This window comes from Pseudomonas sp. LS-2, assembly GCF_003605735.1.
Taxonomy (GTDB): Bacteria; Pseudomonadota; Gammaproteobacteria; order Pseudomonadales; family Pseudomonadaceae; genus Aquipseudomonas.
In genome coordinates, this window is sequence record NZ_QXTJ01000015.1 from 177,113 (window position 1) to 199,332 (window position 22,220).

Below are 22,220 nucleotides of genomic sequence, written 5' to 3' on the forward strand. Positions count from 1 at the left end.
CAAATTCGAGGCATAAAAAACCCGGCTCAGATATGGCCGGGTTTCTTCATCGTGTATGGGTGTCGCGCTGAATGCGTTGAACACCGTGCCATGAAAACAGGTGTTTATCCGCCCGCATAGAACTATTTACGCAGCTTCGCGAAAATGTTCCAGCGCCGAATCAACCCATGCGACGCCTTGCTTGATGATCTCCCGAGCTTTGCGCTCTGCCATCCGGTTTTGCTCACCGATCCTGACCGCCGTCCACTTCGCTCCGAAGTACAGCCAGACGAAGTCGCCCATCTGCTGGTTACGCTTGATCAGGCGGGCAACAGTAGCGTCTACCACCATCGCCACATCATCGGTGATTACGTAGCTCACCCCGTCATCGCATGGGTTTGCCTGGGCAACCACTGACGCAAGCTGCGAAACATAACGCGGAACTCCCATCCCTGACATACGCCAGCTGCCCCACTGCTCCAACAGATATTCGGTGTCGCCCAGCGGCTTGTCGGTGTAGGTACGTTTTTTCATGCCGCTTTCCTCGGATCTGGTTCGTTGTTCAGGCCAAGCAGATCGCGCAGCATCTTGTCGGCATGTTTGTTTCTGGCGTTGCCCTCAAGCACCCAAGCTTTCGCGTAGGCCTCGAACCCGATCTGGCCGGGTGTACCATGCCAGTCCGCAACGATGTCCATCAGAGCCGCCGAGGCGATTCGCCCATTGGTTTGTTCCAGCAGCATCCGGTTGCCCATCTTGAGAAACTTGCACTCCACCTGGGTCAAGCTTTTGCGCGGCAATGCCGCAGTTACGTTGCTCATTGCGGTGCACTCCACACATGCAGTTTCTGTTTTGGGTTTGCTTTGCGCTGCTCGACCGATACGGCATGCGCCCATGACCGGTAGGCGTGCGCTGGGGAATCCCCAACGCCAGCCCATGGGTGGCCGTCTGCAACGCACCAGTAGGTGCCGCTCTTTCCGGTGATCTTCACTTTCGGCAGTCGGCCCGTGAAACCCACCTTGCCGCGCGATAGCCAAGCCTCTACGGCGGGCCAAATAGTCAGCTGCTCTGCCTTGTTGAACTCATGCTTTCCGCCGTGGCTGGTAAGTTCGGCCAGGCCGTAGTCGTTGTTCGCTACCCATATGCAAAACCCCGTCGGGACGTGCTCGAGCTCATAACCCTTGTGGCGCCAAGCCCAGTCGTCAGGGAATTCACGGAGCGAGTCGGCAATGCGCTGCGCTTCCGGGCACTTCGCCTGTGGGGCAAGTATTTGCCCTTTTTCTAGCACAACGGCGGACCCGCCTTGCAGCATCTCTGCCGGCGCGGACGGAGTGACGTCTGCCACGGCCGATCCGCCTCTCAACCAACTGAAAAATTTCATGGCCTGTCCTCCTCGGATTCAATTTGGATCCTCCCTTGGGATGGATGTTGATTCGCGCTGTAAGCCACGGATTCATTGGCCTGCGCTGTCATAGCCGTGGTTTCCTGTCTCGCATATGTCCCGGTGTGGATCAGGGCGAAACCGTGCTGATCGAGGTGCTGATGCCAGTCCTCCAACGCCTTGCGCTTCATGCCCTCGGCGGTGGTGTGGATGTACGTGGCGTCCAGATCCTTCATGGCATGGTTGAGCAGCATCTCTCCCACCATGTAATCAACGCCCAGATCAGCCCACGCCGTGCGTGCCACCTTGCGCAGATCATGGCTCGACCACTCGCCCTTGCTCACGCTGGTGAACACCGTGCACGCCTTGCTGGGGCTCAGTGCCGAACCGTTGCTGCCGGGAAACAGGAACGGGCCGGTGTAGCCTGCCCCGGTCTGGATCGTCCGATATCGCTGTAGGAGCGCACATGCCTGTTCGGTCAGCGGCAGGGTGTGCTCGGCTTTGGTTTTGGTCTCCGCGGCCGGGATGAACCACTGTCGGGTTTTGAGGTTGATGTTCTTCCAGCGCGCTAACCGGGTCTCACCGAGCCGCGTGCCGTGGCAGAGCATCATCAGCGGCAGCATGGCCTGCACCGGCACGGCGTCGAATTGCTCGGCAAACGTCTGTAGGAGCGCAGGCAGGTCATCACCACGCAAGCGGGCAGCTTTGGGCCTGATCCGCGTCCGGACGAAGTCGGTGAACTTGAGGTCGGCCATCGGATTGGTCCCTAGCAACTTGAGGCGCGTGGCTTGGCGGAACGCGACCGCCAGCACACCCCACACCGAACGCACGAACGACAGTTCGTATTCCTCCTGCATCGGCCACATCAGCAGCCGATCGAGCGTCGGCCGGTCGAGGCTGGCCAACTCCAGATCCTGAAGGCGTGGCACCAGGTGACAGCGCAGCGCCGACTGAGCACTGGCCTTACGTTTAGCCGACAGACCCCGGTCACGGCTCATGCGGTCGGTGTACCAGCTCAGTACGTCACCCACGGTGCGCCAGCTGGTGGTGGTCGACGTCGCATCCGGATCAGCAGCCCGGCGCGCCAGGATCTCCGGCAACGTGGCCTGCATTAGCTTGGCGTTGATACCCGGATAGCTGCCCGCCTTGCCCCACTTGCCACCGATCACGACGTGCCATGAGCCGCGACGGCGATCGACCGTCGAGTAGCGGAAGTGCAACTGCGGATGGCGAGCATCGCGCAGCGCGCGCACGTGCTCGAGCTGGGCGTGGCGGCGAATCTCAGCGTCGGTCATCACCACGGTCAGGGTCTTGAGCAGGTTACTCATAGTCAGGTCTCCCCTTGCCGTACTTGCGCCCGGAAGACGGGCGGCTCATCTCGACGTCCTCGTCTGTCGGCTGGTAGCCGATCAGTTCAACAAATCGATGGAACGCGCCTTGGTGCTGCACCCGGCATGAGCCCGTTGGGCCGTGACGGTTCTTGTCCACGATCAGTTCGGTGACACCCGCCTGCCCCGCTTCCGACTCGGTATCACGATGCACCAGAATCACGACATCGCTGTCGGCCTCGATCTGGCCGGAGTCACGCAGATCACTTTTGGCAGGGCGCTTATTCGCGCGGCTGGCCGGGCCCCGGTTCAACTGCGCCAGCACTACCAGCGGCACACCGAGTTCCTTGGCCAATCGCTTCAGCCCTTTCGAGATGTCAGTCACTTGTTCATACCGGCTGGATGACTTGTTCTCGCCGTTGATGAGACCGATGTAGTCGATGGCGACCATTCCAAGCCCATGCTCGCGTTTGACGGTGCGGCAGATTTGGCGAATGTCTCGCAGGGTCAACGTCGAGTCGTCACAGAAGATCAGTGGCGCGTCGTTGAGCTTGCTCACTGCTGACGTCAGACCCGGCCAGTCCGAGTCGGCCATTGAATGACCTTCTGCGATGTGCTTGAGCTGGACGCTGCCCACGGATGCCAAGGACCGGTTCGTCAGCTCGACGTCGGTCATTTCCATCGAGAACACCAGCGCCGGGACTTGTTTGATCAGCGCCACACGCTCGGCGATGTTCAGGCCCAGCGTGGTTTTCCCGCTACCTGGCGTACCCGCAATCACGACCATATGCCCAGGGCATATGCCAGGGATGAAGGCATCCAGCGAGGCAAGGCCCGTATCGAAACCGAGGCTCACCTCCCGGTTGAAACGCCGGTCGATGCCTTCGACAGCTTCGGGCAGGATCTCACCGATAAACCGATATCGGCGCCGAGCATCCAGCCCCTCAGCCTCCAGCGCCATCCAGGCTTGCTGGCCCTGGCTCAACACCTCGTCTAATGCGGCGCCATCCTGCAAACGCTCGCTCATTACCTGCGCGGCGGCGATCACCCGGCGAGCGACCGACCGTTGCTTGACGATCTTGCTGTAGGCAGTGAAGTTCGCGGCACTGGGCGTGTTCTGGGCAATGTGTGCCGCCACCGCCAACGTGCTCTGCCCGTCAGCCAGATGCGAGCGCGCATCGGAAAGCGTAACAACGTCGATGGCGCGTGACTTTGAGCGCAGCGCCAGCATGATCTCAAACAACTCAGCGCAGGCCGGATGATGGAAGTCGCCCGTTTCGAGCCGTGCGCCCGCGTCGTCGATCAGATCGGGCTGGTGGATCATGCTGCCAATCAGCGCGTATTCCGCGTCGTGGCTGTACAGCGCCGAATGAGGCACGTCGCCGTAGGTTGACCCGGCGATGTCTGGATAATCCATCATGCCGCACCTCCGGAACGTGCCGAGGACCAGGTGAACGGCGCCAGCAAGCCGCCATTTTCGCGCAAGCGGTCAGCGGCACGGGGGCCGATGAAGTCCTGCAGCTTGTCCGGCGTTTGGTTGCTCACCACCACCGTTGCACGGACGCGCTGATATCTGGCGTCAATCACTTCATGCAACAGGCTGGGCGTGAAATCCTTGCCGGGCTTCGGGGTGTGAAATCCCACCTCGTCGATGACCAGCAGATCTACGCTAGCCAAGTCGGCGATCAGTTCGGATTTGGACGGACCCGCATTGCTGCGGAAGCTATCGGTCACCGCCTGGGTGATCGATTCAGCTGTGACAATCAGACCGGTTCGCCCCTCATGCCGGACAACGTGCTGCAGGATTGCGCACGCCAAATGCGTTTTGCCGCAACCGATCTCCCCCATGAGCATCAGCGCGCGGCCATCCTTGGAATGCTTTTCGAAACCCTCGGCGTATTTGCGGCAGATGTTGAGGACGCGCTGCTTGGCCGCATCCTCGCCGGTGACGTAGCTGTCGAAGCTGCATGTGCGGAAGCGCGGCGTTATCCCGGTAGCCAGCAAAGCGGCGTTCAGGTCCTCGGCCATGTCATCCGCCACCGCGCTCAGGTGGGCTTCTTGATCCTTCGGCGTGTTGTGCAATGCCTGCCAGCGGCACGCCGAGCAGGTGCTGAGCTTCCAGGTTCCGTCGAACTGCTCGACCAAGCCTTGCATGAACTGGTTGTGGCCAGGAACCCCACAGGAGCGCATCCGGCTTTCGGCAACGCGCGGCCCAGGGCTGAATTTAGAAACGGTCATTGGGGTACATCTCCTGCGAATGCTTTGGGACGGACAGCACGGCGCTTGCCTGCGGGCCTTGAGATTTAAGCGCGGGTTGAGTGCCGACATAGGGGGTCCAGTGCTCACCGGCACCCAAGAACGTGGAAGGCTGCTTCACGAACTCGGTGCCCAGCTTGCCGAACGATTCCTGCTCGAGTCGGTAGTTGGTAGCTGCGGTGATCAGGTCATGGGGCGAAACCCCAGACTTGAGGCGGGCCTGCCACTTCTTCCAAGCCTCAGGTTTCGGTGAGGCACGATGCCGACGTGGGTATTCACGCCAGAACGCCTCGAACTCGTCCGAATAGGCTTTCGCTGGTTTGGCGGATTGATCGCCGCTTTCCTGATTGCCAGGTTGATCGCTATCCCTGTCTGCCGGTGTTTCGTCAGAAACGCCAAGAGCTTTTGATTCTTGATTCAGTGAATCAGGATTCAGGATTCCACAATCAGGAATCAGGGCGTTATCGAACGGTGGGTTCACAGGCTCTAACGGTTCGTTAACGTTAAACTCTCGTTCGCTAACGAGAACCTTCCTGTTAGAACCGGTTACGACAACGTTCTTTTTCCGTTCATGAACCGTTAGATAACCGTCTGCATCTGGTAAAAGACTGTCTTTTTCAGATCCGTGCGGGCTCTGGTGTTTTTGGAAATTGACGATCTCGATCACTGAATGCCCTGCTACCTGATACCGGGTGATAAACCCAGCAGCAGCAAGCCGTGACAGCCCTGCATTGACGTCGTAGTCATCGCAGGGGAACAACTCGATCTTGATCCGCTTAACGCGGTCCTCAAGACGGCCTTCCCTGTCTGCCAGGCACCACAAGCCAATGAAGGCGAGACGATCAAACGCGGGCAGGTCGACCAGCAACTCATTGCTGAAGAACCCAGGCTTGATGTTTCTTGCTCGGGCCATCAGATGTCGAGCTCCGCGCAGACGCGCTTGATGAAAGCGTCGTAGCTCTCAGCCATAGCCAGACCTTGCAGCTGGAGAGCATCGCGGTACGCCTTCGCAGAGCCATAGAGCACCCAGCGTTGGCGTTCAGGAAGATCCTTAAACTGGGCATAGCTCGGCCATGGTCCAGCGATCGCAGGGGCAACAGGACGCAGTCCTGCAGGGTGATTCAGGTTCGTGGCTGTCATTGCAGTGTCTCCGAGCCAGGAGCGTTGATCTTGGTGTGATCACCTTCTGTTTCCTGCTGGGCGACACCGGCGAGACGGGTGATCATCAAGCTGAAGGCGTTCATGGCGTCGAGCGAGTGAGAGCGCGCCAGGTCAAGCTCCACCAACTGAGGCGCGTTGCTCTGGATGTGCTCGTGCGCCCTGCTGAGATAGTTGAAACCCGCCTGCGCCAGTAGAAGGTCTGGCATGTGATTGAATGCCGACACCGGCAGCGGGCGCAGAGCTGGGGGCCTGATAGGGATGGCCAACGATTGCAATTCCTCGCCCGCCAGCAAGCATCGGCGCTGCTCTTCCAAATGATCAGAAGAGATTTGCTGTACGTCGTAACCAGTTCGGCGCCGGAACAACACAGCCAGCCCCATGCAGGCCTCGACAATGCCGATGTGGGTGTCATCCCCTTTACGGATTTTTACGCCCTCTTCGATCACTTCCACGGCGTCAGCTAGGGTTTCAAAAACCGCCAGCAGGAGGGCCGCGTCCTCGAACTTCTCAAAGTAGGATTCGTCGACGATCGACGTCAGTTCTTTCACTGGAAAATCGATAACGTTGGTCATTGCACACGCCCCAGGCGCTCAACGAGCGTGCGCAGTTTGCGTTTTAGTTTCGTGGTCAAATCGCGCTGGGTCTTCCAGCGGTCATAGGCGGCATTAGTGAAATCCAGCACCGGCAGGTAGGCGTCGTCATCAGGGTCGATACGACGTCGTTCATCGCCATACGGGCGACCATGGGCCTGAAAGAAAACGGTGTACATGTCGTTCAGCTCACGCCGGAACGAATTGCGCTTCGTCTCAGCCAACTGATACAGCACTGCGGCCTCGGCGATCAGCTCCATGTGTGCCTGCTCGTTGAAAATCTTACTCATGGGAATCTCCACCGGTGCCGAACAGGTCGGCCAGTTCAATTTGATAAACAGCGGCCCAGGCGGCAGCGGGCCAAGAGCGAACCCAGCCATAACGCGTGTCGTGGACCTTCGGCGCCGAGACGCCATGCGCTTCGCACCAGTTCTTCAGCGGGCGGAAACCCTGCTTGCCGAACTTGCGCCTGGCGGCTTTTTCAACGGCGGTGACAGTCGCCTCCAGCGCTCCGCGACCGAGAGCGGCCTCGAGTTTCCTGACCTGCCGCACAGCAGCCGATGCGGCAGCCATGGCAGTCGCTTCGCGCCGTGAACCGATCTCGGCCTTGGTGGCTACGGCGTGATCACGTTGATCAATCGCCAGTTGCTCCGACCGCTTCGACGCCAACAGATGTTCAAGAGCGGTGATGTAGTCGCTGGGGAGTGCTGGCGTTGGCCGGATGCGCTGCTGAACCATCCGCCAGAATTCGCGCACCAGCCTTTTCTTGAAGGCGCGGACGATGTCGGTATTGCGCATATAGGTCAGCAGGAGCGTCGATTGCTGTTCGTTGAGCAATGCATACTCGGTTGGCGAACCTTGAGGGTTAGGTCGGATTTCAAATCCGACTTCCCCGAACTCTCCCAGATCACTCTGATAGGTCCGAACCAGTTTGATAACACTGGCGTGGTCGACTTCGCAGCCATCGGCTATAGCCAAGCTGGTGGTAACAGCATCGCCGTCTTTGATGATGACGATTGTCATTGCCCACCTCCGACATTGATCGCATCGTGAGCTGCCCCAGCGTGACGACCTTTCCAGAAGAAATTGCCGGTTGCGAAGGTGATCGATTCGAGCCGGCTTTCGATCTCGGTAGCGAGCGGGTTCTTCCAGCCGCCGTCGAGCGACGGGACGATCTGCGCAAGCAGGATGGAGCGCAGCTCGCGGAAGGTTTCACGGGCTGTGTTCAGCTGAGCCATTTGCTGAGCGGTGACAGTGATGTCTGCCAGAACCTCGCCCTCGATGACGAGAACAGTAGGGGGGAGGAAATTCATTGAGCACCCTCCAAGCCGAAAGCGAGCCACTCGATATCGACTTTGCAGGCGCGAGCGATATCAGGGATGCAGGCAGATCGCTTTGTCTTCCCGGACTCCAGGTAGCTGAGCGTGCCCTGTTTGACGTCGATAAGGCGGGCCAACGCGTCTTGACTTAACGAGGCCCGCTCGCGGGACCAGATGATGCGCTGAGCAAGAGTCTCCCCCTCACCCACCGCGCCACGATTCAGAACCTCGGCGTTTCGTGGCGCAGATTCACTCAAGCTATTGAACTCCTCGATCGCGCTGTGCACGCCGGCGAAGCCGGTGTCGCTCAGATACGCAGCTACCTGCGCCAGGTGCTCGGCGTACTTGCCCCGACCGTGAGAGTGATCAAGTTGAATGGCGCAGGCTAAAGCAGTCAGCCAATTGAGCTGATCCAGACAAGCCTGAAGCTGGAACGCAGCCTCAGCGGCGAGCTGTGGCACAGTTGGAATTGGCGTATTCACTGGTGCGCCTCCCCTTCGGCCTTTGGCTTCAAGCCACGCTGAACCGACCAGACGAGTGCGCTGACCGCTTCTGCGATGAGCGCCAGCGTTTTCACACCGTCGCAGTAGGCCATTTCTCCCATGTTCAGTGAGTCATGCAGGTGGTCGCAGATCTGCCCCAGCCCCGATGAAAGAGTCTTGGCGGTCTGGAGCGCATCTTCGATGTTGGTTCCGGCTGCAACGTTGAAGATCATGGCTCCGCGATTGTCGATTGGCGTGTTGCCGAAATCGGTTTCTACAGTCAGTAGCTGTTGCACTACTTCAGGGGTGATGCTATTTTTCGGGTGCATGAAATCGTCCTCCTACAGAACGAAGAAGTTGTTAAGTTGCTTGCGCGAACAAGCGATGGGTACTACGAAGGCCAGCCGCCACAGCTGGCCTTTTTGTTGCCTGGGGAAAAGTCAGCCAGACAACAAATACAGGCAATGGCGTTTAGTCATATCGAGGGCTCATCAAATCGGTAAACGCCCATAGTTGGAAGTCGCTGATCAGGGGCCGACCAGGGCCTTCCATTTCTGAAAGGTCTATGCATTGGCCAATAGAGTCTTGCTTACCCCTAATAGTGGGTGGGTACTGATCCATATTTGCAGGTTTGCTTTGAAACTGGTTTCAGCCGCTTGAACGACTGCCAGCCTGCCCCTACAAAAGTTTCAGCATGCGGAATCTTTCGAGCCGTCAGAGCGCTGCTGCGATGATTAGCCAAGGTCACATGCGGCTGTATTTCTTTTCGGCGCAAGATAGACACTCCGGTGCTATGGGTTGGTGTTGGCAGTACTCGAAAAGAATGGCCGACATCCGATCTCGATGCATTCGAACTACTTGCAGTTGGTCCCAAAGCCTTACTGACCGGGCTTTCTGAGGGCGTGAGATTTTTCATAACGCAGCCTTCGAGCGAGGCTGATTGGGCGAATTCAGGCCGAGTGTCATTTGCAACACATTGAGCCTGCGCTCGACTTCCAGGCTTAGGAGCGGCTCGTCGCGCTGCCACTCCCACAGCCCGCGACCACATGCGCTGGCAAGCGATCTCCTGTCATTCAACTTTTTGCAGGTGCGGTTGAAGTCTTCCAGCGCAGAGGGCGCGCTGAGAAGAATCTCTTCGATACGCACGTCACACCAGACGGAAAACCTAGCGCTGAGCCAACGAGCGAAATTGATCGCGAGTTTCGGATGCAGCCACGTGCCACCCCCATTACCCCGGCGTGCAACCAAATACCCGGAATTACGGGTATTTGAGATTGTGGATTCGACACCGGTCAGATGCTCATCGAGCGCCTGGATGTATTCCAGGGTTTCAGCGTTATCCAGCCAGTGATCGATGCGCTTGCCGAAGCGATCGGCCAGCTTGGTTGCATGAAGCCAGCCTTCGGTATTGAACCTGACAGTCTTCCCGTCGAACTCAAACGGAATGACGTTGTTCACTGCGCACCTCCGGCACTGGACAAAACGCCAGCATTTTCAGCGGACTGATCAGCGGCAGGACTTGAGCGTAGACTTGCGTTCAAGGTCGAGCCGGATTCTGGATAGATGTCAGGACGAAGATCGTGACGAGGTACGCCGGTAGCAGATTCAATGCTTAAAACCTGGTGAGCTGGAACCCCGCGGACCTTCCAATAAGAAACGGCCATGGGCGTTACGCCGACGATTTTCGCAAGTGCGGCGCCGGACCCTGCTTCTGCGATTGCTCGATCCAACGGTGTTTGACTCATAAACATTCCGGGTAAAATTTGAGCGATGAATCAACAATACGTTTATTTAATAAACAAGGCAAGTCCCGTAAACTAGGTGTTTATGAACACATCACATTCAGGTCAGCGCCTCAAAGAACTGCTTCGCTCTACAGGGCGGACACCGTCACAATTCGCTGCTGATTTTGGAATCAGCAATCAGACGCTCAATAATTGGTTTGTCCGCGGCGTGCCAGGGAAGGGCTTGCTTTCAGTGTCGAAATATTTTGGCGTTAGGCCGGAATGGCTGGAAAGCGGCACCGGAGAGGCGTTGGTTTCCGGAATTGACGCCCACTACAGCCATCTTTCTGAGAGTGAGAGGGCTGACGCTGATAGACGGTATGCCGAGTGGGCGAAGCAGGATCACGCGAGTCTTGCCAGACGCGAACAGGAAAGCGCTGACCGCGCTTTCTCGGAATGGGCCCAGTACTCCAATCAACGATCCGACGCTATCAACCCGCCAGATACTCTAATGTTTGATTTCCCTGAGATCAGCTGGGCTCAGGCAGCCAGAGGTGTGGAGTCTATGGACTTCGGTTCGCTTCAATCAAATACAAGACATAGATCAGAGGTGTTCGCTGGACCGTCGGGATTCTGGTTGCCAGTGGTAGGCAGTTCGATGATGACCGCAACAGGGCCCAGCTTTCCCGAGGGCTTCCTCATTCTTGTTGCCCCTGATGTCGAGCCAAAGCCTGGTCAGCTCATCGTGGCGAGGCTTATCAACAGTCATGAGGCTACCTTCAAGCGCTTGGAGCACGACGCCGGAGTTTTCTTTCTCAAACCACTAAATCCCGCATATCCCATCAGGACGCTTGATGATGACTGGGAGATCATTGGCACAGTGGTCGACGGTAAAATCCCAAGGTCTGTCTTTGGGTAGCACCGCGCTGAAATGAAACCAAGCCGCCTGAGGGCGGTTTTTTTTCGCTCCAGTAAACAGAAAATAAACAAAACGTGTTGACCGACCGATAAACAGGGTGTTTACTTGGCCAATCGAAATCAGCACGGAGCTTCCATCATGACTACCGCAACCATTACCGCCCACGGCTTCATCGGCATCCTCGGGCGCGGTGCCGCTCCTCGCGAGTTGGAGTGCTTACTCGCAGTCGCTGCTGGTTGCAGCACGAAGGAAATCGCAAGAGATTTGGGCCTGGCTCCGGACAGCGTAAGCAAGCGCCTGCTCTCTTTGACGACAAAGCTTGGCGTCGTTAAGCGTACGCAACTGGTAGCTCGCGCTTTCGCCATGGGCTTGATTTCATTCGCCGGCGTCAGCAACCCGACCCCAGACGATCAACGAGACGAATCGCACGACGGCGTCTTCATCGCATGACCGCTTTCGCAGCGGCGTGCGCCTTCCGCGAGAGGACGCAGTCCGGTGCTCAGGCTGATCTGACCCATTAACCAAACCTGATTTCTGCGAAAGCCAACAACGCGGCCGGGATTCGTTCGGCCTGAAAAAGAGGAAATACCCATGCTTGGAAGACTGTTTGGCAAGAAAGGGCGTGAGGCCCGTGCGGCGATGTCGGTCGTTCAGAACCGCGACCTTATGCAGGCGATCGTCTACGGCGCCTTCTACGTGGCTGCTGCCGACGGTGACGTTAGCGAAGACGAGTTGAAGAAGGCCGAGAAGCTGATCGCCAACACGCCGCAGCTTAAAGGTTTCGGCCCGGAGCTCTCCAACACCATGGATCGCGCCGAGAAGGACTTTCACGACGGCGGCCACCGCATCCTGCGCATGAACGCGGAGAAGGAGCTGAAAGACCTGGCTCACTCGCCCGAAGAAGCGGCCATCGTGATCAACGTCATGCTGACCATCGCCGAAGCGTCGGGCGACATCGACGACAAGGAAATGGCGGTGCTCGAAAAGGCCGCGAAGCTCATGGGCCTTTCGCTGAAAGACTACCTGTAAATGTTCCGCCGTTTCAGCGACCGCGCCCGCCGCTGGGCAGCCTTTGGGCTGGCTGGTGGTGTGGTGTTCGTGGATTCGGCCAGCCGCCTGCTTTCGATGGTAGGTGACCTGATTTTGGTCGCGCTGCTGCTGATCGTGCTGCTGGCCGGGAAAGCGCCCAAGGGCGATTAAGCGATGGGGCGGGACTCGCCGCCCCACTTTCAAGGAGATTCAAGCAATGCTCATCCTTACCCGCCGCGTAGGCGAAATCCTTCGAATCGATAGCGAAGTCGCTGTGACCATTCTTGGTATTCAGGGCCAGCAGGCACGCATCGGCATCCAAGCGCCAGCCCACGTGCAAATCCACCGCGAGGAGATATTCCAGCGTATCCAGCGCGAACTGGCCTCCAGCGGACCGTCGCATATTGATGACCGCGTCAAACAGGCAGCTACTGACGTCGATCCACGTCGGGCGTTTGCCAGGCTGAATCCAGCGGGTTTCGCTCCCGAGGATCTGGAGTTCAACGAGAAAGGTTTCATCGACAAGTACGCGCAGAGCTCTTACGTGCAGTTTTTGGCCGGTTACAACGCAGCGCTCGGGGTGGATCAATGAAGCACGGACTGATCCTGATAGCTTTGCTGACCTTGGCCTGCCTCGCCCACGCCGAGCAACCTCAGGTGCTGATCGATGTCCAGCACGACGCGCGGCGCCAGGTGACTTGCTGGATCACTCCTTCTGGTGGAATCAGCTGTTTACCAGACAGCTCGCTCCCACAGAACGCCACCCCCAAGCCCCAGAAAAACCGGGCGTCTCCGGCCAGCGCGACACCAGAAAATGGTGCCTTGCAGGCTGCCCCGCTCCCACAGGATGAGAGGTTGCAGCTATGACCATCACCGCTCAAGGCACGCACCTGTATCAGAAATCTGAGTTCACAAGTCTTGGCGAGCGCCTTATCCGCTTTGGCCAGGCTCTGCAAAATCCAGAAACGACCGTTGGCCAACTCACCGCGCTGGCAAGCTCCTGTGGTATTGCGCTGAAGCTGCGAACGGTCGCCGAATCGGGCGAGGGCGCCGCTCGTGAGTAGCAGGTCTCGCAAAGGCACAAAGCGCTGGACGCTAGCAGAAGATGCTCTGGTGCGGCAGTTCTACGCCAATAAGGACCGGGATTTCATGGCCGCCCTACTTCCTGGGCGAACTGAAACGGCTATCTGCCAGCGCGCAATGGGTATGGGCATCGCGAAAAGTCACGAAAGCCGAAGCGCATCATCGCGTCGAAGCTTTCTCGCCTTGTGCGAGCGGCGCGGTGCGAAGCCAGGTATGCAGCCTCGGCCAGTAGGCGCCACGCACAAAAAAGGCCGCTACACGATGGTCAAGGTTGCCCAGCCAGATGTCTGGAAGCCGCTCCATATCCATACATGGGAAGAAGCCAACGGGCCGGTACCTGAAGGAATGCAGGTATGGGCGAAAGATGGAAATCCTCGAAACGTGGCGTTGGAGAACCTGACGCTTAGCACCCTGGCTGAAATCCATCTGCGCACAAATTTCAACTATCGCGGACTGCCCGACGAGGTGCTGGACATCCTGCACCTGCAGAACGAAATCAAAAAGACCATCAAGAGGAAACGCCGCAATGAAAAATAAGCTCTCAGATCTGCGTGATCACCTGTTTGTAGCGCTTGAAAATCTGGCCGATGCCGAAGGTGACGATCTGGACAAGGCCGTCAAGAAAGCCGACGCGGTCAGCAATGTGGCCAAGGTGATCGTCGACAGCGCCCGCGTGGAGGTCGAGTACATCCGTCACGTCGGCGGTCAAGTCGAAAGCAGTGTCTTCATTGAGTCGAAACCCGCGATTAGTGGCAAGAGTTGATCTGCCATGAAATCCAACGCCACTCGCACCAATACAACCACGTACAGCGCCACTGTGCACGAGAGCGAGATCACGGCCACGCTGTGCGATCTGCTGGCTAAGCAAAACGGCTTCAGCCTCGAGAGCAGCAACGTTCGCTGCCGCGGCTATCACAGCGCTGAGGACACCAGCACAGGCTATAGGCATAGCTGGAAGATCGAGGTAACCGTCGACCATTCACAGGAGGCCAGCCATGAGAATGAAGCCTGAACACTCTCGTCGCCTTTTCGAACTGAGCAACCGTGGCAATAACGACCCGTTGATTTCGTTGATCATCGCCCGCCGCGCTGCGCGTCACCTGTGCGCTGAGGCCGATCATGATCGTGAGCACTTCAAGCGCGCAGTCATGGACGCAGAGGCAGGGCTTCCCTTCACGGCTACGAAAGTAGCAGATCTGGAGGATGAACATGAGAAGCGCCGAGCAGTACGTCGAAAGAACTTCCTTGCCATCGCTGACTGGATGCTCCGGGTGGATGACTACCTGACATCCGTTTATGGCATGGAAACCATTCTTGACGTACTGGCCGTTAACCCCGTCCACCGCGCCGAAGCAGCCGAGTATGCCTGCGAGGCGCGCTCTACGCTGTCGGGCATTGCATGGGTAGCCGGACTGGAGGACAGCGCCAGCACAAAATCGGGGAGAAATCAGCCGGATTGGAAGAACGGCCCGCTTTTCAATGTGTTTCAGAAGCAGTTCATGGAGTTCCTGATCGATAAGCCTGGTGCTTTTCCTGACCCGTTCGCGCCCGGGGGTCCGTTCTATGGGATGCCGGCCTACTACAAGCAGCCAGACGGCAGCATGGCCCGCAAGAGCGCTTCGTTGACTGTGCATGAACAGAACGGCAGCAGCCGAGTGGTTGAGCGGAACATTGAGGTCAAGAGACCATGATCGACATGCAGGAAGTCATCGACATGGCCCGCGCCGGCAAATTCGAAGAGCTGGCCGCGCGCGGCGTCCAGATCACTGACGGAAAGCTGGAGCAGATAGAAGGCTGGGCGAAGCCATTCTTTGGCGGATCGCGCGCCCACTACTTCATACAGATCGCGGCAGACACTATCGGCAAGCACGGCCGGTACCGAGGCTGGAAAGCCGTCTGCGGCGCCGAGGCGACCACTCATGACAAGGCGCCGATGTTCGGCATGGGCAGTTGGCAACGGTGCAAGTCGTGCCTTCGAAAACGAAACGCGGAGCGCAGCGCTGACGCGACAGTTTCGCTGCACACAAAAGATATGACGCGTCAGGAGAGCAGGCCATGACAGAAGAAACCGAAGTAATTAACGTCGAAGGGCTGGCCAAGATGCTTGGACGCACTGAAGCGTCGATTCGGGAAGGAATTCGCCGAGGCGTGGACTGGCTACCCAAAAGCTTCAAGATGGGCAGCCGGCACTGCTGGCTGAAGGAAGATGTGCGATTTTTTCTGCGGGATTTTCGGGACGGTGAAAGACAAAAGCCGAAGCCAGGCCGGAAGCGTCAACCCCCTCCGTCGCTGAGGGGGGTAGCCTAATCGGTTATAGCTCCAAGTAAACGGCGATCGGATCAAGGATGATTAGCTTGCCCTCGCCACGGGTGAAATGACCTTCGAGTTCATGAAGCGCTTTAGATGAGTTCTGTAAAATCTTGGCCATTGAGCTATCTGACTCATCTGACTCATCTGACTTATGTATCTGCTCTTCAGAGTCCGTGCACTGTGTAACGATCCCAAGCAACACCAGTTCTACACTCGAAAATCGAGAGTATGTTTTAGTTATGAAGTCCTCCTCGTCCTTGAGGCATTTTCTTTTCAAGTCAGCCCTCACCTGGCAATCATCGAGAGTCATGGCAATATCAAGCCGATTCTTGAACCCACTCTGGAGGACCATGGCGAGATTTTTATGTTGAAGGCGAGCATTGGCAGACACGTCTTTTGGGATGCCGGGCTTGGATAAGCGATCAAACTCTGCTTTGAGTTCGGAGACTGCGTGTTTCTTAGATCCACCAGCGAGCGTTGCCATCTCTAACAAGATTTCCTCGCGCCGCTCATTATTAGCAACAATGGAAATAGCGTCTTGCATATCGGCGAGCGTGGTAAGACTCTCCATTACGTCTACAGCGTCTAAAAAATCTGCTCTCGCTTTGACACGGACAATGCGGCGATCAACGGCCCCAGATGAAATCTCGGAGTAAGTTGACGTATCGGATAACTGAAGCACTTTATCGAGCTCTAACAGCTTGTTTTCAAATATTGAAAACGCGTAGTCATGGAGAAAGCGCTTTTCGATACTTGCGGATGTAGTCTCTATAATTTCGGCAAGCTTTTGTCCGCTGGTTATGGGGCCTTTCTGCTCCTCAGCTTCTGACTCACTTCGCTTGGACTCTTGCACCACAAAATCAGTGACGCCCTCCATCAATTGCGAAGATAATGAGTACATCTTGTATTCATCAAGGTAAACGAAACTTCTCACGACCTGACTTCCTTTTCATAAAATCGTTATAGAATTTATTGCGTGTATTGACTGCAGACCAAAAAACGACCACGCCGCCGACTACAAAAAAGACAATTCCAAGCAAAATTATAGTTAGATTAATCATTTGCGACTTCCTCCGTCGCTACGGATAAATATGCAACTCGATCATACAGAGCCCAACACAGCGCAAACGATACGACTGGCATACTCATGCAAACAATAAAAACTGATTCCTTATTTATTCTGTCGACAACTTCGCTCAACAGTGTAAACGCGACCATGACCGCATACATCATGATGGCGAAGATGGAAAAGCCAATGAATATTTTCTTCCACCAAGCATCAGCCGAGTCGTGGTACCGGATCTCTGTAAGCAGCGAGATTTGCATGACCATGCCTAACGAAATGAAGTCCGCGGCGCTAAAAAAAGGCACATTTTCGCCGCTCACGAACGAAGCTACAAGGATCCTGATGACAATTGGAACAAGGCCCAGCAGGACCGTGTAGACGAGCCATGTCATTTTTTGCTGGCTAGGTAGTGTGATGATCGACTCCCTGTACTCCGGCTCAACTTGCGGTAGCTAGACTAGCGTCGAAATCAGGTCATTGCTAGCTTCCTTTGAGGGGTGGACTCTAACCCAGTTTTTCGGCCAAATCATGCGGGCTCAGGTGGGTGTATCTCTTGAGCATCGCCAGTGTCTTGTGCCCGGTGATGCTGGCGACCTCCATCAGCGTAAAGCCGCGCTCGAACAGGCGGCTTGTGGCCTCGTGCCGGAGATCGTGCAATCGCAGATCGGTGATGCCGGCCTTCTCGCAAACCAGCGGGAAGTAGTTGCTGATGGTGTCAGCCTTCAGATGAAAGTACCTGCCGCCGGCGATGGGCGTCGGCAACCCTTCCAAAAGCGCCAAGGCTCGAGACGAAAGCGGGACCGACCGGCGTTCACCGTTCTTGGTGTCCTCAAGGTACGCAACCTTCCCCCGCACCTGGTCTTTCCGCAGCATCACCAGCTCGGATCGACGCATTGCGGTCTCAACCGCCAGCTCGATGATCACCGGCAATTCCGGGTTCATGTCCGCGGCCAGTTTATAAATGGTCTTGAGCTCTTCTGACGTCGGCCGGCGCTCGCGCTGCTTGCTACCCTTCGGCATGCGGATCGCGCGGCATGGGTTCGTGAGTCCTTCGATTCCCCAATCTTTGGAGGCGACGGTGTACAGGTGGCTGATGACAGCCAGGTCAAGTCGCACTGTGGCCGTCGACTTACCACCCTTCAGCTCGGCGTCGCGGTAGGCAGCCATGTCGCTGGACCTCAGCGAGGCGAGCGACTTGTTAGCGTACTCGGAGTCCGTCCATTTCTTGATGCGTACCTTTTCCTGTTTCTCACCCTTCTTGCCGGCTGACACCTCTGATTGGTAACGCTTCAAGGCCTCGGCAAGGGTGGTGGACTCAGCTTCCCGAATGTCCACAAAGCGGGCGCGCGACATATCCCCCTCGATCTCAGCAGCCCATCGTTGGGCTTCTGCCTTGGTGTCGAAGGATGCAGAAAGGGTGGGATATCCTTTGCGGCGGATTTGGGCGCGCCAGCTCTCGCCACGTTTCTCGTAGTAGGCCATGGGGGAATCATAACCGTTGGTTGGGGGAATGGCACGTTCCCCCATTCCCCCAAAATTCCCCCAAATGCAAAAAGCCCCGAGCGCTATAAACGCTCGGGGCCTTGTATATGGCGGAGAGATAGGGATTTGAACCCTAGGTACTGTCGCCAGTACAACGGATTTCGAATCCGTCCCGTTCGGCCACTCCGGCATCTCTCCAACGGCGCGCATCATAACAGCTTGATGAAAAAACGCGAACCCTTTTTTCAAAATTTCCGCGTTTTTTCAGATGCTTGCGGCGATTTCCGCTTTAGAGCGGTACGCCCAGACGCTGGGCCACTTCTTCGTAGGCTTCGATGACGTCACCGAGGCCCTGACGGAAGCGGTCCTTGTCCATTTTCTTCTTGGTGTCCTTGTCCCACAGGCGGCAGCCGTCCGGGCTGAATTCATCGCCCAGGACGATGGAGCCATCGCTGAATACGCCGAATTCGAGTTTGAAGTCGACCAGCAGCAGGCCTGCGTCGTCGAACAGTTTGCTCAGGACGTCGTTGACCTTGAGCGACAGTTCCTTCATGCGCGCCAGTTGCTCGGCGGTGCCCCAGCCGAACGCCACCACGTGGGATTCGTTGATGAACGGGTCGCCCTTGGCGTCGTCCTTGAGGAACAGCTCGAAGGTGTACGGGTTGAGCTTCATGCCCTCTTCGACGCCGAGGCGCTTGACCAGGCTGCCGGCAGCGTAGTTACGCACGACGCATTCGACCGGGATCATGTCGAGCTTCTTGACCAGGACTTCGTTGTCGGCCAGCAGCTTGTCGAACTGGGTCGGAATGCCGGCCGCTTCGAGCTTCTGCATGATGAAGGCGTTGAACTTGTTGTTCACCATGCCTTTGCGGTCGAGCTGTTCGATGCGCTTGCCGTCGAACGCCGAGGTGTCGTTGCGAAACAGCAGGATCAAGCGGTCAGCGTCGTCGGTCTTGTAAACCGACTTGGCTTTGCCGCGGTAGAGTTCTTCACGTTTTTCCATGATGGGCTCCGCTTGCTAAACAGTTGGGCGAGGCGCCCAGTAAAAATGTCTGGGCGAGTCGCCCGTTAAAAACCGCCGGGCTATCGCCCATTTGGGACGCTAGGCGATTTCGCGCCAGTCGAGCCCTGAATCTTGATCGGCCAATTGTAGCCAGTCCGGATCGCACCCGAGGGTGTCGACGAAACATTGCCGGGCCAGATGCGGCAGGTTGTTCTTGCTGCTCAGGTGGGCCAGCACCAGGTGCTGCAGGCCTTGCCATCCCAGCTCGCTCACCAGGCTGGCGGCCTGGTGATTGTTCAAGTGCCCGTATTGCCCGCCCACCCGCTGTTTCAGGAAGTACGGGTACTGTCCTCGGGCAAGCATGTCGCGGCAGTGGTTGGACTCGATCATAAGCGCGTCCAGCCCGCGATAGCTGTCGAGCACAGACGGACAGTACGACCCCAGATCGGTCAGCAACCCAAAGCGCTTGCGCCCGTCATCGAAGACAAACTGCGTCGGTTCCAGAGCATCGTGAGCCACTGCGACCACATCGATGTTCAAGTCGCCGATCTTCAAGCCCTTTCCGCCTGTCAGCCTGATCCCTGCTTCAACCGGTTTGCGCATGCCGCGCAACGTGCCATCGCTGAGGTAGACCGGCAGATCGTAGCGCCGAGACAGCAAACCCACGCCATGCACGTGATCGGCATGTTCGTGGGTCACCAGAATGGCGCTCAGCTGATGACCGCTGACGCCCAGCCTGTCCAGTCGACGTTCGGTTTCCCGCAGGGAGAAACCGCAATCGACCATTACGTACGTGTCGTTGCTCGCCACCAGCGTGCCGTTACCACGGCTGCCGCTGCCCAGATTCGCGAAACGCACTTAACCGAGGTTGTCTTGAATGACGCTCAATACGCGGCGGGCGACTTCGGTCGGTGCCACCGTGTTGATGTTCTTCTCGACGGTTACCTGAACGTTGTCACCGACCTTGCTCAGGCGTACCTGATAGCGCTCGGCACGGGCTTCTTTCTCTTCCTTGGTCTCTTCACTGCCAAACATGCGGGCGAAGAAGCCAGGCTTGTTTTCCGGCTTGTCGGCTTTTTCTGCAAGGTTGATGTAGTAAAGGCCCAGGCTGCGGTTGATGTCTTCAACGCGCCAGTCACCCTGATTCAACGCTCGGCCCACACTGGACCAGGCGCGATCAAGGTCGGCACCCAGGTTCAGAACCGGGTTGCCACTACCGTCTTCGCTCAGCGCTACACGACTTGGGGTATCGAAATCACGTGCGGCCAGCAGGGACACCGACCCGCCCTTCTCGGCAGTACGGGTCAGGCTTGCCAGCATGTCGTCGGTCAGAACGGAGTCCAGGCCAACGTTGGTGCTGCGCGACGGGAAAGCAGGCTCGTCGCTACTGCCGGCCGGACGCTGGACACTGACGATGTAGACTTCACTGGTGTTGCGCTGCACGCCCGGTTCGATGCGAACGCGAACGCGGGTTTCGGTGCTGGCGCTGTCGCCCGTACCACCCATGCGCTTGGCAACGGCTGCGGACAGCTCGTCCATGCGCTGCCAGGTGGTGTTGAATTCACCGGTCGCAGGACGGTCTTCGGCGATGCGGAAACCGTTGTCTTCGAAATACTGATGAGCCACTGGCCAGACTTCTGCCGGGGCACGTTGCGCCAGAATCCAGCGGTTATCACCGCTCTTCTGCAGTGTGTAATCGCCCGAGTCCTGAACGGTGGACAGCGGCTGCGGACGCGGTACGTTGAACTCACCTTTCTGGGTGTCATCGGCGACGTTACGCGGAATCGGCAACAGCGGGTCCAGGCGCTTGGCTTCCTGGACGCCTTCAGGCAATTGCATCGGTGGTTTCTGGGTCGCTTCCAGGTAATCGCTGCTGCGATCACGGAAGTAACCGTCCTGACCAAACAACCAGCTGCAACCGCTGGTGCTGGAGATAATCAAGGCTAGTGCGGAAAGTCCGGCCAGTCGCTTCATTGCGTAGTGCTTCCTCATTAAACCAATACACCGGACTGGCGCAGGGCCTGACGCAGCGGCTCGTGGCAGGACTCGCTGAGCCAGGTGAGCGGCAGACGGATACCGTCCGGCATCAAACCCATCTCATGCAGGGCCCATTTCACGGGAATAGGGTTCGACTCGATGAACAGGGTCTTGTTCAGCGGCATCAGTTTTTCATGGAGGGCGCGGGCAGTGACGGCGTCCCCGGCCATGGCAGCCTTGCAGAGTTCGGCCATGTCACGCGGCGCGACGTTGGCGGTGACCGAAATGTTGCCTTTGCCGCCGAGCAGGATCAGCTCGACTGCGGTGGCGTCATCGCCGGAGTAAACGAGGAAATCGCTGCTGACGCCGGCCAGAATGTCCTTGGCGCGCTGCAGGTCACCGGTGGCTTCCTTGATGGCGATGATGTTCTTGATGGTCGACAGGCGAATGACCGTCTCGGCCTTCATGTCGCAAGAGGTGCGACCCGGCACGTTGTAGAGGATCTGCGGGATGTCGACGGCTTCGGCGATATGCTTGAAGTGCTGGTACAGGCCTTCCTGGGTCGGCTTGTTGTAATACGGGGTCACCAGCAGGCAGGCATCGGCACCGGCGTTCTTGGCGTTGGTAGTCAGCTCGACCGCCTCGCGGGTGGAGTTGGCCCCCGTGCCAGCGATTACCGGAATGCGACCAGCGACCTGCTGGACCACGCGGCGGATGACTTCGATGTGCTCGTTGACGTCAAGCGTCGCGGACTCACCTGTAGTGCCGACGGCAACAATGGCGTTGGTGCCCTCTTGCAGGTGAAAGTCCACCAGTTTGCTCAGGCTGTCCCAGTCGAGACGACCCTGCGCATCCATAGGTGTGACCAGTGCCACCATACTGCCCGCAATCATGCAAACCGCTCCTGCCGGAAAAAGAGAGCGGTAATGGTACTGGCGCCATGATCCTTGCACAAGGCGAGCATTCCCCTGAGCGACGGTTTTCGCTACCCTTCGGTCTTTGATCGGTACTGGTCATCTGCGCAGCTCGTTCGACTGTTCGTATTCATCGTCGCAAAACCCCGCTCCAGCCTCGTCATCGCTTGGTGTGACTGGCTCACACAAGCGTCGTGTGGCCGTGGTCCGGGCTGAGGTT

At 57.6% G+C, this 22,220-nt stretch carries 34 protein-coding genes, 1 tRNA gene and 1 pseudogene; 12 read left to right on the forward strand and 24 right to left on the reverse strand.

Annotated features, from left to right (window positions below):
- Positions 1 to 126 precede the first annotated feature (126 nt).
- From D3M70_RS09030 to D3M70_RS09105, 16 genes are all read right to left on the reverse strand, one after another.
- Positions 127 to 513 (reverse strand): antiterminator Q family protein, encoded by a 387-nt coding sequence (locus D3M70_RS09030; protein ID WP_120125433.1) that lies wholly within the window; start codon positions 511 to 513, stop codon positions 127 to 129.
- A complete protein-coding gene (locus D3M70_RS09035) occupies positions 510 to 797 on the reverse strand; it encodes a hypothetical protein (RefSeq protein WP_120125434.1) in 288 nt (95 codons plus the stop codon). Before D3M70_RS09035 ends, D3M70_RS09030 begins: the two co-directional genes overlap by 4 nt.
- Positions 794 to 1,357, reverse strand: a complete 564-nt coding sequence (locus tag D3M70_RS09040) for a hypothetical protein (RefSeq protein WP_120125435.1) — start codon at positions 1,355 to 1,357, stop codon at positions 794 to 796. Before D3M70_RS09040 ends, D3M70_RS09035 begins: the two co-directional genes overlap by 4 nt.
- Positions 1,354 to 2,685: a site-specific integrase gene (locus D3M70_RS09045; protein WP_120125436.1), complete on the reverse strand. Its 1,332-nt coding sequence runs from the start codon at positions 2,683 to 2,685 to the stop codon at positions 1,354 to 1,356. The genes D3M70_RS09040 and D3M70_RS09045 overlap by 4 nt, the downstream gene beginning before the upstream one ends.
- Complete coding sequence (locus D3M70_RS09050) at positions 2,678 to 4,105, reverse strand: replicative DNA helicase (protein ID WP_120125437.1); 1,428 nt, start codon at positions 4,103 to 4,105, stop codon at positions 2,678 to 2,680. The genes D3M70_RS09045 and D3M70_RS09050 overlap by 8 nt, the downstream gene beginning before the upstream one ends.
- Positions 4,102 to 4,923, reverse strand: a complete 822-nt coding sequence (locus D3M70_RS09055; protein ID WP_120125438.1) for an ATP-binding protein — start codon at positions 4,921 to 4,923, stop codon at positions 4,102 to 4,104. Before D3M70_RS09055 ends, D3M70_RS09050 begins: the two co-directional genes overlap by 4 nt.
- Positions 4,910 to 5,854: a hypothetical protein gene (locus D3M70_RS32210; RefSeq protein WP_177418396.1), complete on the reverse strand. Its 945-nt coding sequence runs from the start codon at positions 5,852 to 5,854 to the stop codon at positions 4,910 to 4,912. The genes D3M70_RS09055 and D3M70_RS32210 overlap by 14 nt, the downstream gene beginning before the upstream one ends.
- The gene (locus tag D3M70_RS09065; RefSeq protein WP_120125439.1) at positions 5,854 to 6,081 is read right to left on the reverse strand and encodes a hypothetical protein; all 228 of its coding nucleotides are present in this window, start codon (positions 6,079 to 6,081) and stop codon (positions 5,854 to 5,856) included. The genes D3M70_RS32210 and D3M70_RS09065 overlap by 1 nt, the downstream gene beginning before the upstream one ends.
- On the reverse strand, positions 6,078 to 6,674 hold the full coding sequence (locus D3M70_RS09070; protein WP_120125440.1) for a hypothetical protein: 597 nt from the start codon (positions 6,672 to 6,674) through the stop codon (positions 6,078 to 6,080). The genes D3M70_RS09065 and D3M70_RS09070 overlap by 4 nt, the downstream gene beginning before the upstream one ends.
- Positions 6,671 to 6,982 (reverse strand): hypothetical protein, encoded by a 312-nt coding sequence (locus D3M70_RS09075; protein WP_120125441.1) that lies wholly within the window; start codon positions 6,980 to 6,982, stop codon positions 6,671 to 6,673. Before D3M70_RS09075 ends, D3M70_RS09070 begins: the two co-directional genes overlap by 4 nt.
- Positions 6,975 to 7,715, reverse strand: a complete 741-nt coding sequence (locus tag D3M70_RS09080; protein ID WP_120125442.1) for a Rha family transcriptional regulator — start codon at positions 7,713 to 7,715, stop codon at positions 6,975 to 6,977. The genes D3M70_RS09075 and D3M70_RS09080 overlap by 8 nt, the downstream gene beginning before the upstream one ends.
- Positions 7,712 to 8,005: a hypothetical protein gene (locus tag D3M70_RS09085; protein ID WP_120125443.1), complete on the reverse strand. Its 294-nt coding sequence runs from the start codon at positions 8,003 to 8,005 to the stop codon at positions 7,712 to 7,714. The genes D3M70_RS09080 and D3M70_RS09085 overlap by 4 nt, the downstream gene beginning before the upstream one ends.
- Entirely contained in the window at positions 8,002 to 8,493 is a 492-nt protein-coding gene (locus tag D3M70_RS09090; protein ID WP_120125444.1) for a helix-turn-helix transcriptional regulator, read from the reverse strand. Before D3M70_RS09090 ends, D3M70_RS09085 begins: the two co-directional genes overlap by 4 nt.
- Entirely contained in the window at positions 8,490 to 8,822 is a 333-nt protein-coding gene (locus D3M70_RS09095) for a hypothetical protein (RefSeq protein WP_120125445.1), read from the reverse strand. Before D3M70_RS09095 ends, D3M70_RS09090 begins: the two co-directional genes overlap by 4 nt.
- A gap of 583 nt (positions 8,823 to 9,405) precedes the next feature.
- The gene (locus D3M70_RS09100; RefSeq protein WP_120125446.1) at positions 9,406 to 9,951 is read right to left on the reverse strand and encodes a KilA-N domain-containing protein; all 546 of its coding nucleotides are present in this window, start codon (positions 9,949 to 9,951) and stop codon (positions 9,406 to 9,408) included.
- Positions 9,948 to 10,244: a YdaS family helix-turn-helix protein gene (locus tag D3M70_RS09105; protein ID WP_305955076.1), complete on the reverse strand. Its 297-nt coding sequence runs from the start codon at positions 10,242 to 10,244 to the stop codon at positions 9,948 to 9,950. The genes D3M70_RS09100 and D3M70_RS09105 overlap by 4 nt, the downstream gene beginning before the upstream one ends.
- Before the next feature lie 76 nt (positions 10,245 to 10,320).
- Between D3M70_RS09105 and D3M70_RS09110 the strand changes: the two genes are divergently transcribed.
- The 12 genes and pseudogenes from D3M70_RS09110 to D3M70_RS09160 all read left to right on the forward strand — a co-directional run bounded on the left by D3M70_RS09110 (position 10,321) and on the right by D3M70_RS09160 (position 15,555).
- Positions 10,321 to 11,136: an XRE family transcriptional regulator gene (locus tag D3M70_RS09110; protein ID WP_120125448.1), complete on the forward strand. Its 816-nt coding sequence runs from the start codon at positions 10,321 to 10,323 to the stop codon at positions 11,134 to 11,136.
- A gap of 138 nt (positions 11,137 to 11,274) precedes the next feature.
- The gene (locus tag D3M70_RS09115; protein WP_120125449.1) at positions 11,275 to 11,586 is read left to right on the forward strand and encodes a response regulator transcription factor; all 312 of its coding nucleotides are present in this window, start codon (positions 11,275 to 11,277) and stop codon (positions 11,584 to 11,586) included.
- 141 nt (positions 11,587 to 11,727) lie between these two features.
- Positions 11,728 to 12,165: a tellurite resistance TerB family protein gene (locus tag D3M70_RS09120; RefSeq protein ID WP_120125450.1), complete on the forward strand. Its 438-nt coding sequence runs from the start codon at positions 11,728 to 11,730 to the stop codon at positions 12,163 to 12,165.
- Entirely contained in the window at positions 12,166 to 12,336 is a 171-nt protein-coding gene (locus D3M70_RS31910) for a hypothetical protein (protein ID WP_165869764.1), read from the forward strand. It begins immediately after the preceding gene.
- A 46-nt stretch (positions 12,337 to 12,382) separates the two neighbouring features.
- Positions 12,383 to 12,550 (forward strand): annotated as a pseudogene (gene csrA / locus D3M70_RS32945) (carbon storage regulator CsrA); the annotation flags it as partial.
- A 478-nt stretch (positions 12,551 to 13,028) separates the two neighbouring features.
- Positions 13,029 to 13,229, forward strand: a complete 201-nt coding sequence (locus D3M70_RS09130; protein ID WP_120125452.1) for a hypothetical protein — start codon at positions 13,029 to 13,031, stop codon at positions 13,227 to 13,229.
- 85 nt (positions 13,230 to 13,314) lie between these two features.
- Positions 13,315 to 13,785 (forward strand): HNH endonuclease signature motif containing protein, encoded by a 471-nt coding sequence (locus D3M70_RS09135; RefSeq protein WP_120125453.1) that lies wholly within the window; start codon positions 13,315 to 13,317, stop codon positions 13,783 to 13,785.
- Complete coding sequence (locus D3M70_RS09140; protein ID WP_120125454.1) at positions 13,775 to 14,011, forward strand: hypothetical protein; 237 nt, start codon at positions 13,775 to 13,777, stop codon at positions 14,009 to 14,011. Before D3M70_RS09135 ends, D3M70_RS09140 begins: the two co-directional genes overlap by 11 nt.
- A 6-nt stretch (positions 14,012 to 14,017) precedes the next feature.
- Positions 14,018 to 14,260 carry a hypothetical protein gene (locus D3M70_RS09145; protein WP_120125455.1) on the forward strand — a complete coding sequence of 81 codons (243 nt, stop codon included), beginning with the start codon at positions 14,018 to 14,020 and terminating at the stop codon, positions 14,258 to 14,260.
- Positions 14,244 to 14,939: a hypothetical protein gene (locus D3M70_RS09150; RefSeq protein WP_120125456.1), complete on the forward strand. Its 696-nt coding sequence runs from the start codon at positions 14,244 to 14,246 to the stop codon at positions 14,937 to 14,939. The genes D3M70_RS09145 and D3M70_RS09150 overlap by 17 nt, the downstream gene beginning before the upstream one ends.
- Positions 14,936 to 15,307, forward strand: coding sequence for a hypothetical protein (locus tag D3M70_RS09155; protein ID WP_120125457.1), 372 nt, complete (start codon positions 14,936 to 14,938; stop codon positions 15,305 to 15,307). Before D3M70_RS09150 ends, D3M70_RS09155 begins: the two co-directional genes overlap by 4 nt.
- Positions 15,304 to 15,555: a hypothetical protein gene (locus D3M70_RS09160; protein ID WP_120125458.1), complete on the forward strand. Its 252-nt coding sequence runs from the start codon at positions 15,304 to 15,306 to the stop codon at positions 15,553 to 15,555. Before D3M70_RS09155 ends, D3M70_RS09160 begins: the two co-directional genes overlap by 4 nt.
- A gap of 4 nt (positions 15,556 to 15,559) precedes the next feature.
- Here the strand turns inward: D3M70_RS09160 and D3M70_RS09165 are convergent, their stop codons facing one another.
- The 8 genes from D3M70_RS09165 to dapA form a co-directional block, all read right to left on the reverse strand.
- Positions 15,560 to 16,492 carry a hypothetical protein gene (locus tag D3M70_RS09165; protein ID WP_120125459.1) on the reverse strand — a complete coding sequence of 311 codons (933 nt, stop codon included), beginning with the start codon at positions 16,490 to 16,492 and terminating at the stop codon, positions 15,560 to 15,562.
- Between the two features lie 119 nt (positions 16,493 to 16,611).
- Positions 16,612 to 17,016, reverse strand: coding sequence for a hypothetical protein (locus tag D3M70_RS09170; RefSeq protein ID WP_120125460.1), 405 nt, complete (start codon positions 17,014 to 17,016; stop codon positions 16,612 to 16,614).
- Positions 17,017 to 17,128: 112 nt separating this feature from the next.
- Positions 17,129 to 18,106 carry a site-specific integrase gene (locus D3M70_RS09175; RefSeq protein ID WP_165869765.1) on the reverse strand — a complete coding sequence of 326 codons (978 nt, stop codon included), beginning with the start codon at positions 18,104 to 18,106 and terminating at the stop codon, positions 17,129 to 17,131.
- 108 nt (positions 18,107 to 18,214) lie between these two features.
- Positions 18,215 to 18,304, reverse strand: a tRNA-Ser gene (locus tag D3M70_RS09180).
- A 91-nt stretch (positions 18,305 to 18,395) separates the two neighbouring features.
- The gene (purC, locus tag D3M70_RS09185; protein ID WP_120125462.1) at positions 18,396 to 19,109 is read right to left on the reverse strand and encodes a phosphoribosylaminoimidazolesuccinocarboxamide synthase; all 714 of its coding nucleotides are present in this window, start codon (positions 19,107 to 19,109) and stop codon (positions 18,396 to 18,398) included.
- A 99-nt stretch (positions 19,110 to 19,208) separates the two neighbouring features.
- Entirely contained in the window at positions 19,209 to 19,967 is a 759-nt protein-coding gene (locus D3M70_RS09190; protein WP_120125463.1) for an MBL fold metallo-hydrolase, read from the reverse strand.
- Positions 19,968 to 21,083, reverse strand: a complete 1,116-nt coding sequence (gene bamC, locus D3M70_RS09195; RefSeq protein WP_120125464.1) for an outer membrane protein assembly factor BamC — start codon at positions 21,081 to 21,083, stop codon at positions 19,968 to 19,970.
- A gap of 17 nt (positions 21,084 to 21,100) precedes the next feature.
- Entirely contained in the window at positions 21,101 to 21,979 is an 879-nt protein-coding gene (gene dapA, locus D3M70_RS09200; RefSeq protein ID WP_120125465.1) for a 4-hydroxy-tetrahydrodipicolinate synthase, read from the reverse strand.
- Between the last annotated feature and the right edge of the window lie 241 nt (positions 21,980 to 22,220).

Bases quoted from the DNA above. Each gene is read 5' to 3' on its own strand.
- purC (WP_120125462.1), bottom strand. From the start codon at position 19,109: ATGGAAAAACGTGAAGAACTCTACCGCGGCAAAGCCAAGTCGGTTTAC.
- D3M70_RS09085 (WP_120125443.1), bottom strand. From the start codon at position 8,005: ATGAATTTCCTCCCCCCTACTGTTCTCGTCATCGAGGGCGAGGTTCTG.
- D3M70_RS32210 (WP_177418396.1), bottom strand. From the start codon at position 5,854: ATGGCCCGAGCAAGAAACATCAAGCCTGGGTTCTTCAGCAATGAGTTG.
- D3M70_RS09150 (WP_120125456.1), top strand. From the start codon at position 14,244: ATGAGAATGAAGCCTGAACACTCTCGTCGCCTTTTCGAACTGAGCAAC.
- D3M70_RS09045 (WP_120125436.1), bottom strand. From the start codon at position 2,685: ATGAGTAACCTGCTCAAGACCCTGACCGTGGTGATGACCGACGCTGAG.
- D3M70_RS09035 (WP_120125434.1), bottom strand. From the start codon at position 797: ATGAGCAACGTAACTGCGGCATTGCCGCGCAAAAGCTTGACCCAGGTG.
- D3M70_RS09170 (WP_120125460.1), bottom strand. From the start codon at position 17,016: ATGACATGGCTCGTCTACACGGTCCTGCTGGGCCTTGTTCCAATTGTC.
- D3M70_RS09050 (WP_120125437.1), bottom strand. From the start codon at position 4,105: ATGATGGATTATCCAGACATCGCCGGGTCAACCTACGGCGACGTGCCT.
- D3M70_RS09145 (WP_120125455.1), top strand. From the start codon at position 14,018: ATGAAATCCAACGCCACTCGCACCAATACAACCACGTACAGCGCCACT.
- D3M70_RS09080 (WP_120125442.1), bottom strand. From the start codon at position 7,715: ATGACAATCGTCATCATCAAAGACGGCGATGCTGTTACCACCAGCTTG.
- D3M70_RS09155 (WP_120125457.1), top strand. From the start codon at position 14,936: ATGATCGACATGCAGGAAGTCATCGACATGGCCCGCGCCGGCAAATTC.
- D3M70_RS09095 (WP_120125445.1), bottom strand. From the start codon at position 8,822: ATGCACCCGAAAAATAGCATCACCCCTGAAGTAGTGCAACAGCTACTG.
- dapA (WP_120125465.1), bottom strand. From the start codon at position 21,979: ATGATTGCGGGCAGTATGGTGGCACTGGTCACACCTATGGATGCGCAG.
- D3M70_RS09105 (WP_305955076.1), bottom strand. From the start codon at position 10,244: ATGTTTATGAGTCAAACACCGTTGGATCGAGCAATCGCAGAAGCAGGG.
- D3M70_RS09030 (WP_120125433.1), bottom strand. From the start codon at position 513: ATGAAAAAACGTACCTACACCGACAAGCCGCTGGGCGACACCGAATAT.
- bamC (WP_120125464.1), bottom strand. From the start codon at position 21,083: ATGAAGCGACTGGCCGGACTTTCCGCACTAGCCTTGATTATCTCCAGC.
- D3M70_RS09065 (WP_120125439.1), bottom strand. From the start codon at position 6,081: ATGACAGCCACGAACCTGAATCACCCTGCAGGACTGCGTCCTGTTGCC.
- D3M70_RS09115 (WP_120125449.1), top strand. From the start codon at position 11,275: ATGACTACCGCAACCATTACCGCCCACGGCTTCATCGGCATCCTCGGG.
- D3M70_RS09160 (WP_120125458.1), top strand. From the start codon at position 15,304: ATGACAGAAGAAACCGAAGTAATTAACGTCGAAGGGCTGGCCAAGATG.
- D3M70_RS09075 (WP_120125441.1), bottom strand. From the start codon at position 6,982: ATGAGTAAGATTTTCAACGAGCAGGCACACATGGAGCTGATCGCCGAG.
- D3M70_RS09175 (WP_165869765.1), bottom strand. From the start codon at position 18,106: ATGGCCTACTACGAGAAACGTGGCGAGAGCTGGCGCGCCCAAATCCGC.
- D3M70_RS09070 (WP_120125440.1), bottom strand. From the start codon at position 6,674: ATGACCAACGTTATCGATTTTCCAGTGAAAGAACTGACGTCGATCGTC.
- D3M70_RS09135 (WP_120125453.1), top strand. From the start codon at position 13,315: ATGGCCGCCCTACTTCCTGGGCGAACTGAAACGGCTATCTGCCAGCGC.
- D3M70_RS09140 (WP_120125454.1), top strand. From the start codon at position 13,775: ATGAAAAATAAGCTCTCAGATCTGCGTGATCACCTGTTTGTAGCGCTT.
- D3M70_RS09120 (WP_120125450.1), top strand. From the start codon at position 11,728: ATGCTTGGAAGACTGTTTGGCAAGAAAGGGCGTGAGGCCCGTGCGGCG.
- D3M70_RS09055 (WP_120125438.1), bottom strand. From the start codon at position 4,923: ATGACCGTTTCTAAATTCAGCCCTGGGCCGCGCGTTGCCGAAAGCCGG.
- D3M70_RS09130 (WP_120125452.1), top strand. From the start codon at position 13,029: ATGACCATCACCGCTCAAGGCACGCACCTGTATCAGAAATCTGAGTTC.
- D3M70_RS09110 (WP_120125448.1), top strand. From the start codon at position 10,321: ATGAACACATCACATTCAGGTCAGCGCCTCAAAGAACTGCTTCGCTCT.
- D3M70_RS31910 (WP_165869764.1), top strand. From the start codon at position 12,166: ATGTTCCGCCGTTTCAGCGACCGCGCCCGCCGCTGGGCAGCCTTTGGG.
- D3M70_RS09040 (WP_120125435.1), bottom strand. From the start codon at position 1,357: ATGAAATTTTTCAGTTGGTTGAGAGGCGGATCGGCCGTGGCAGACGTC.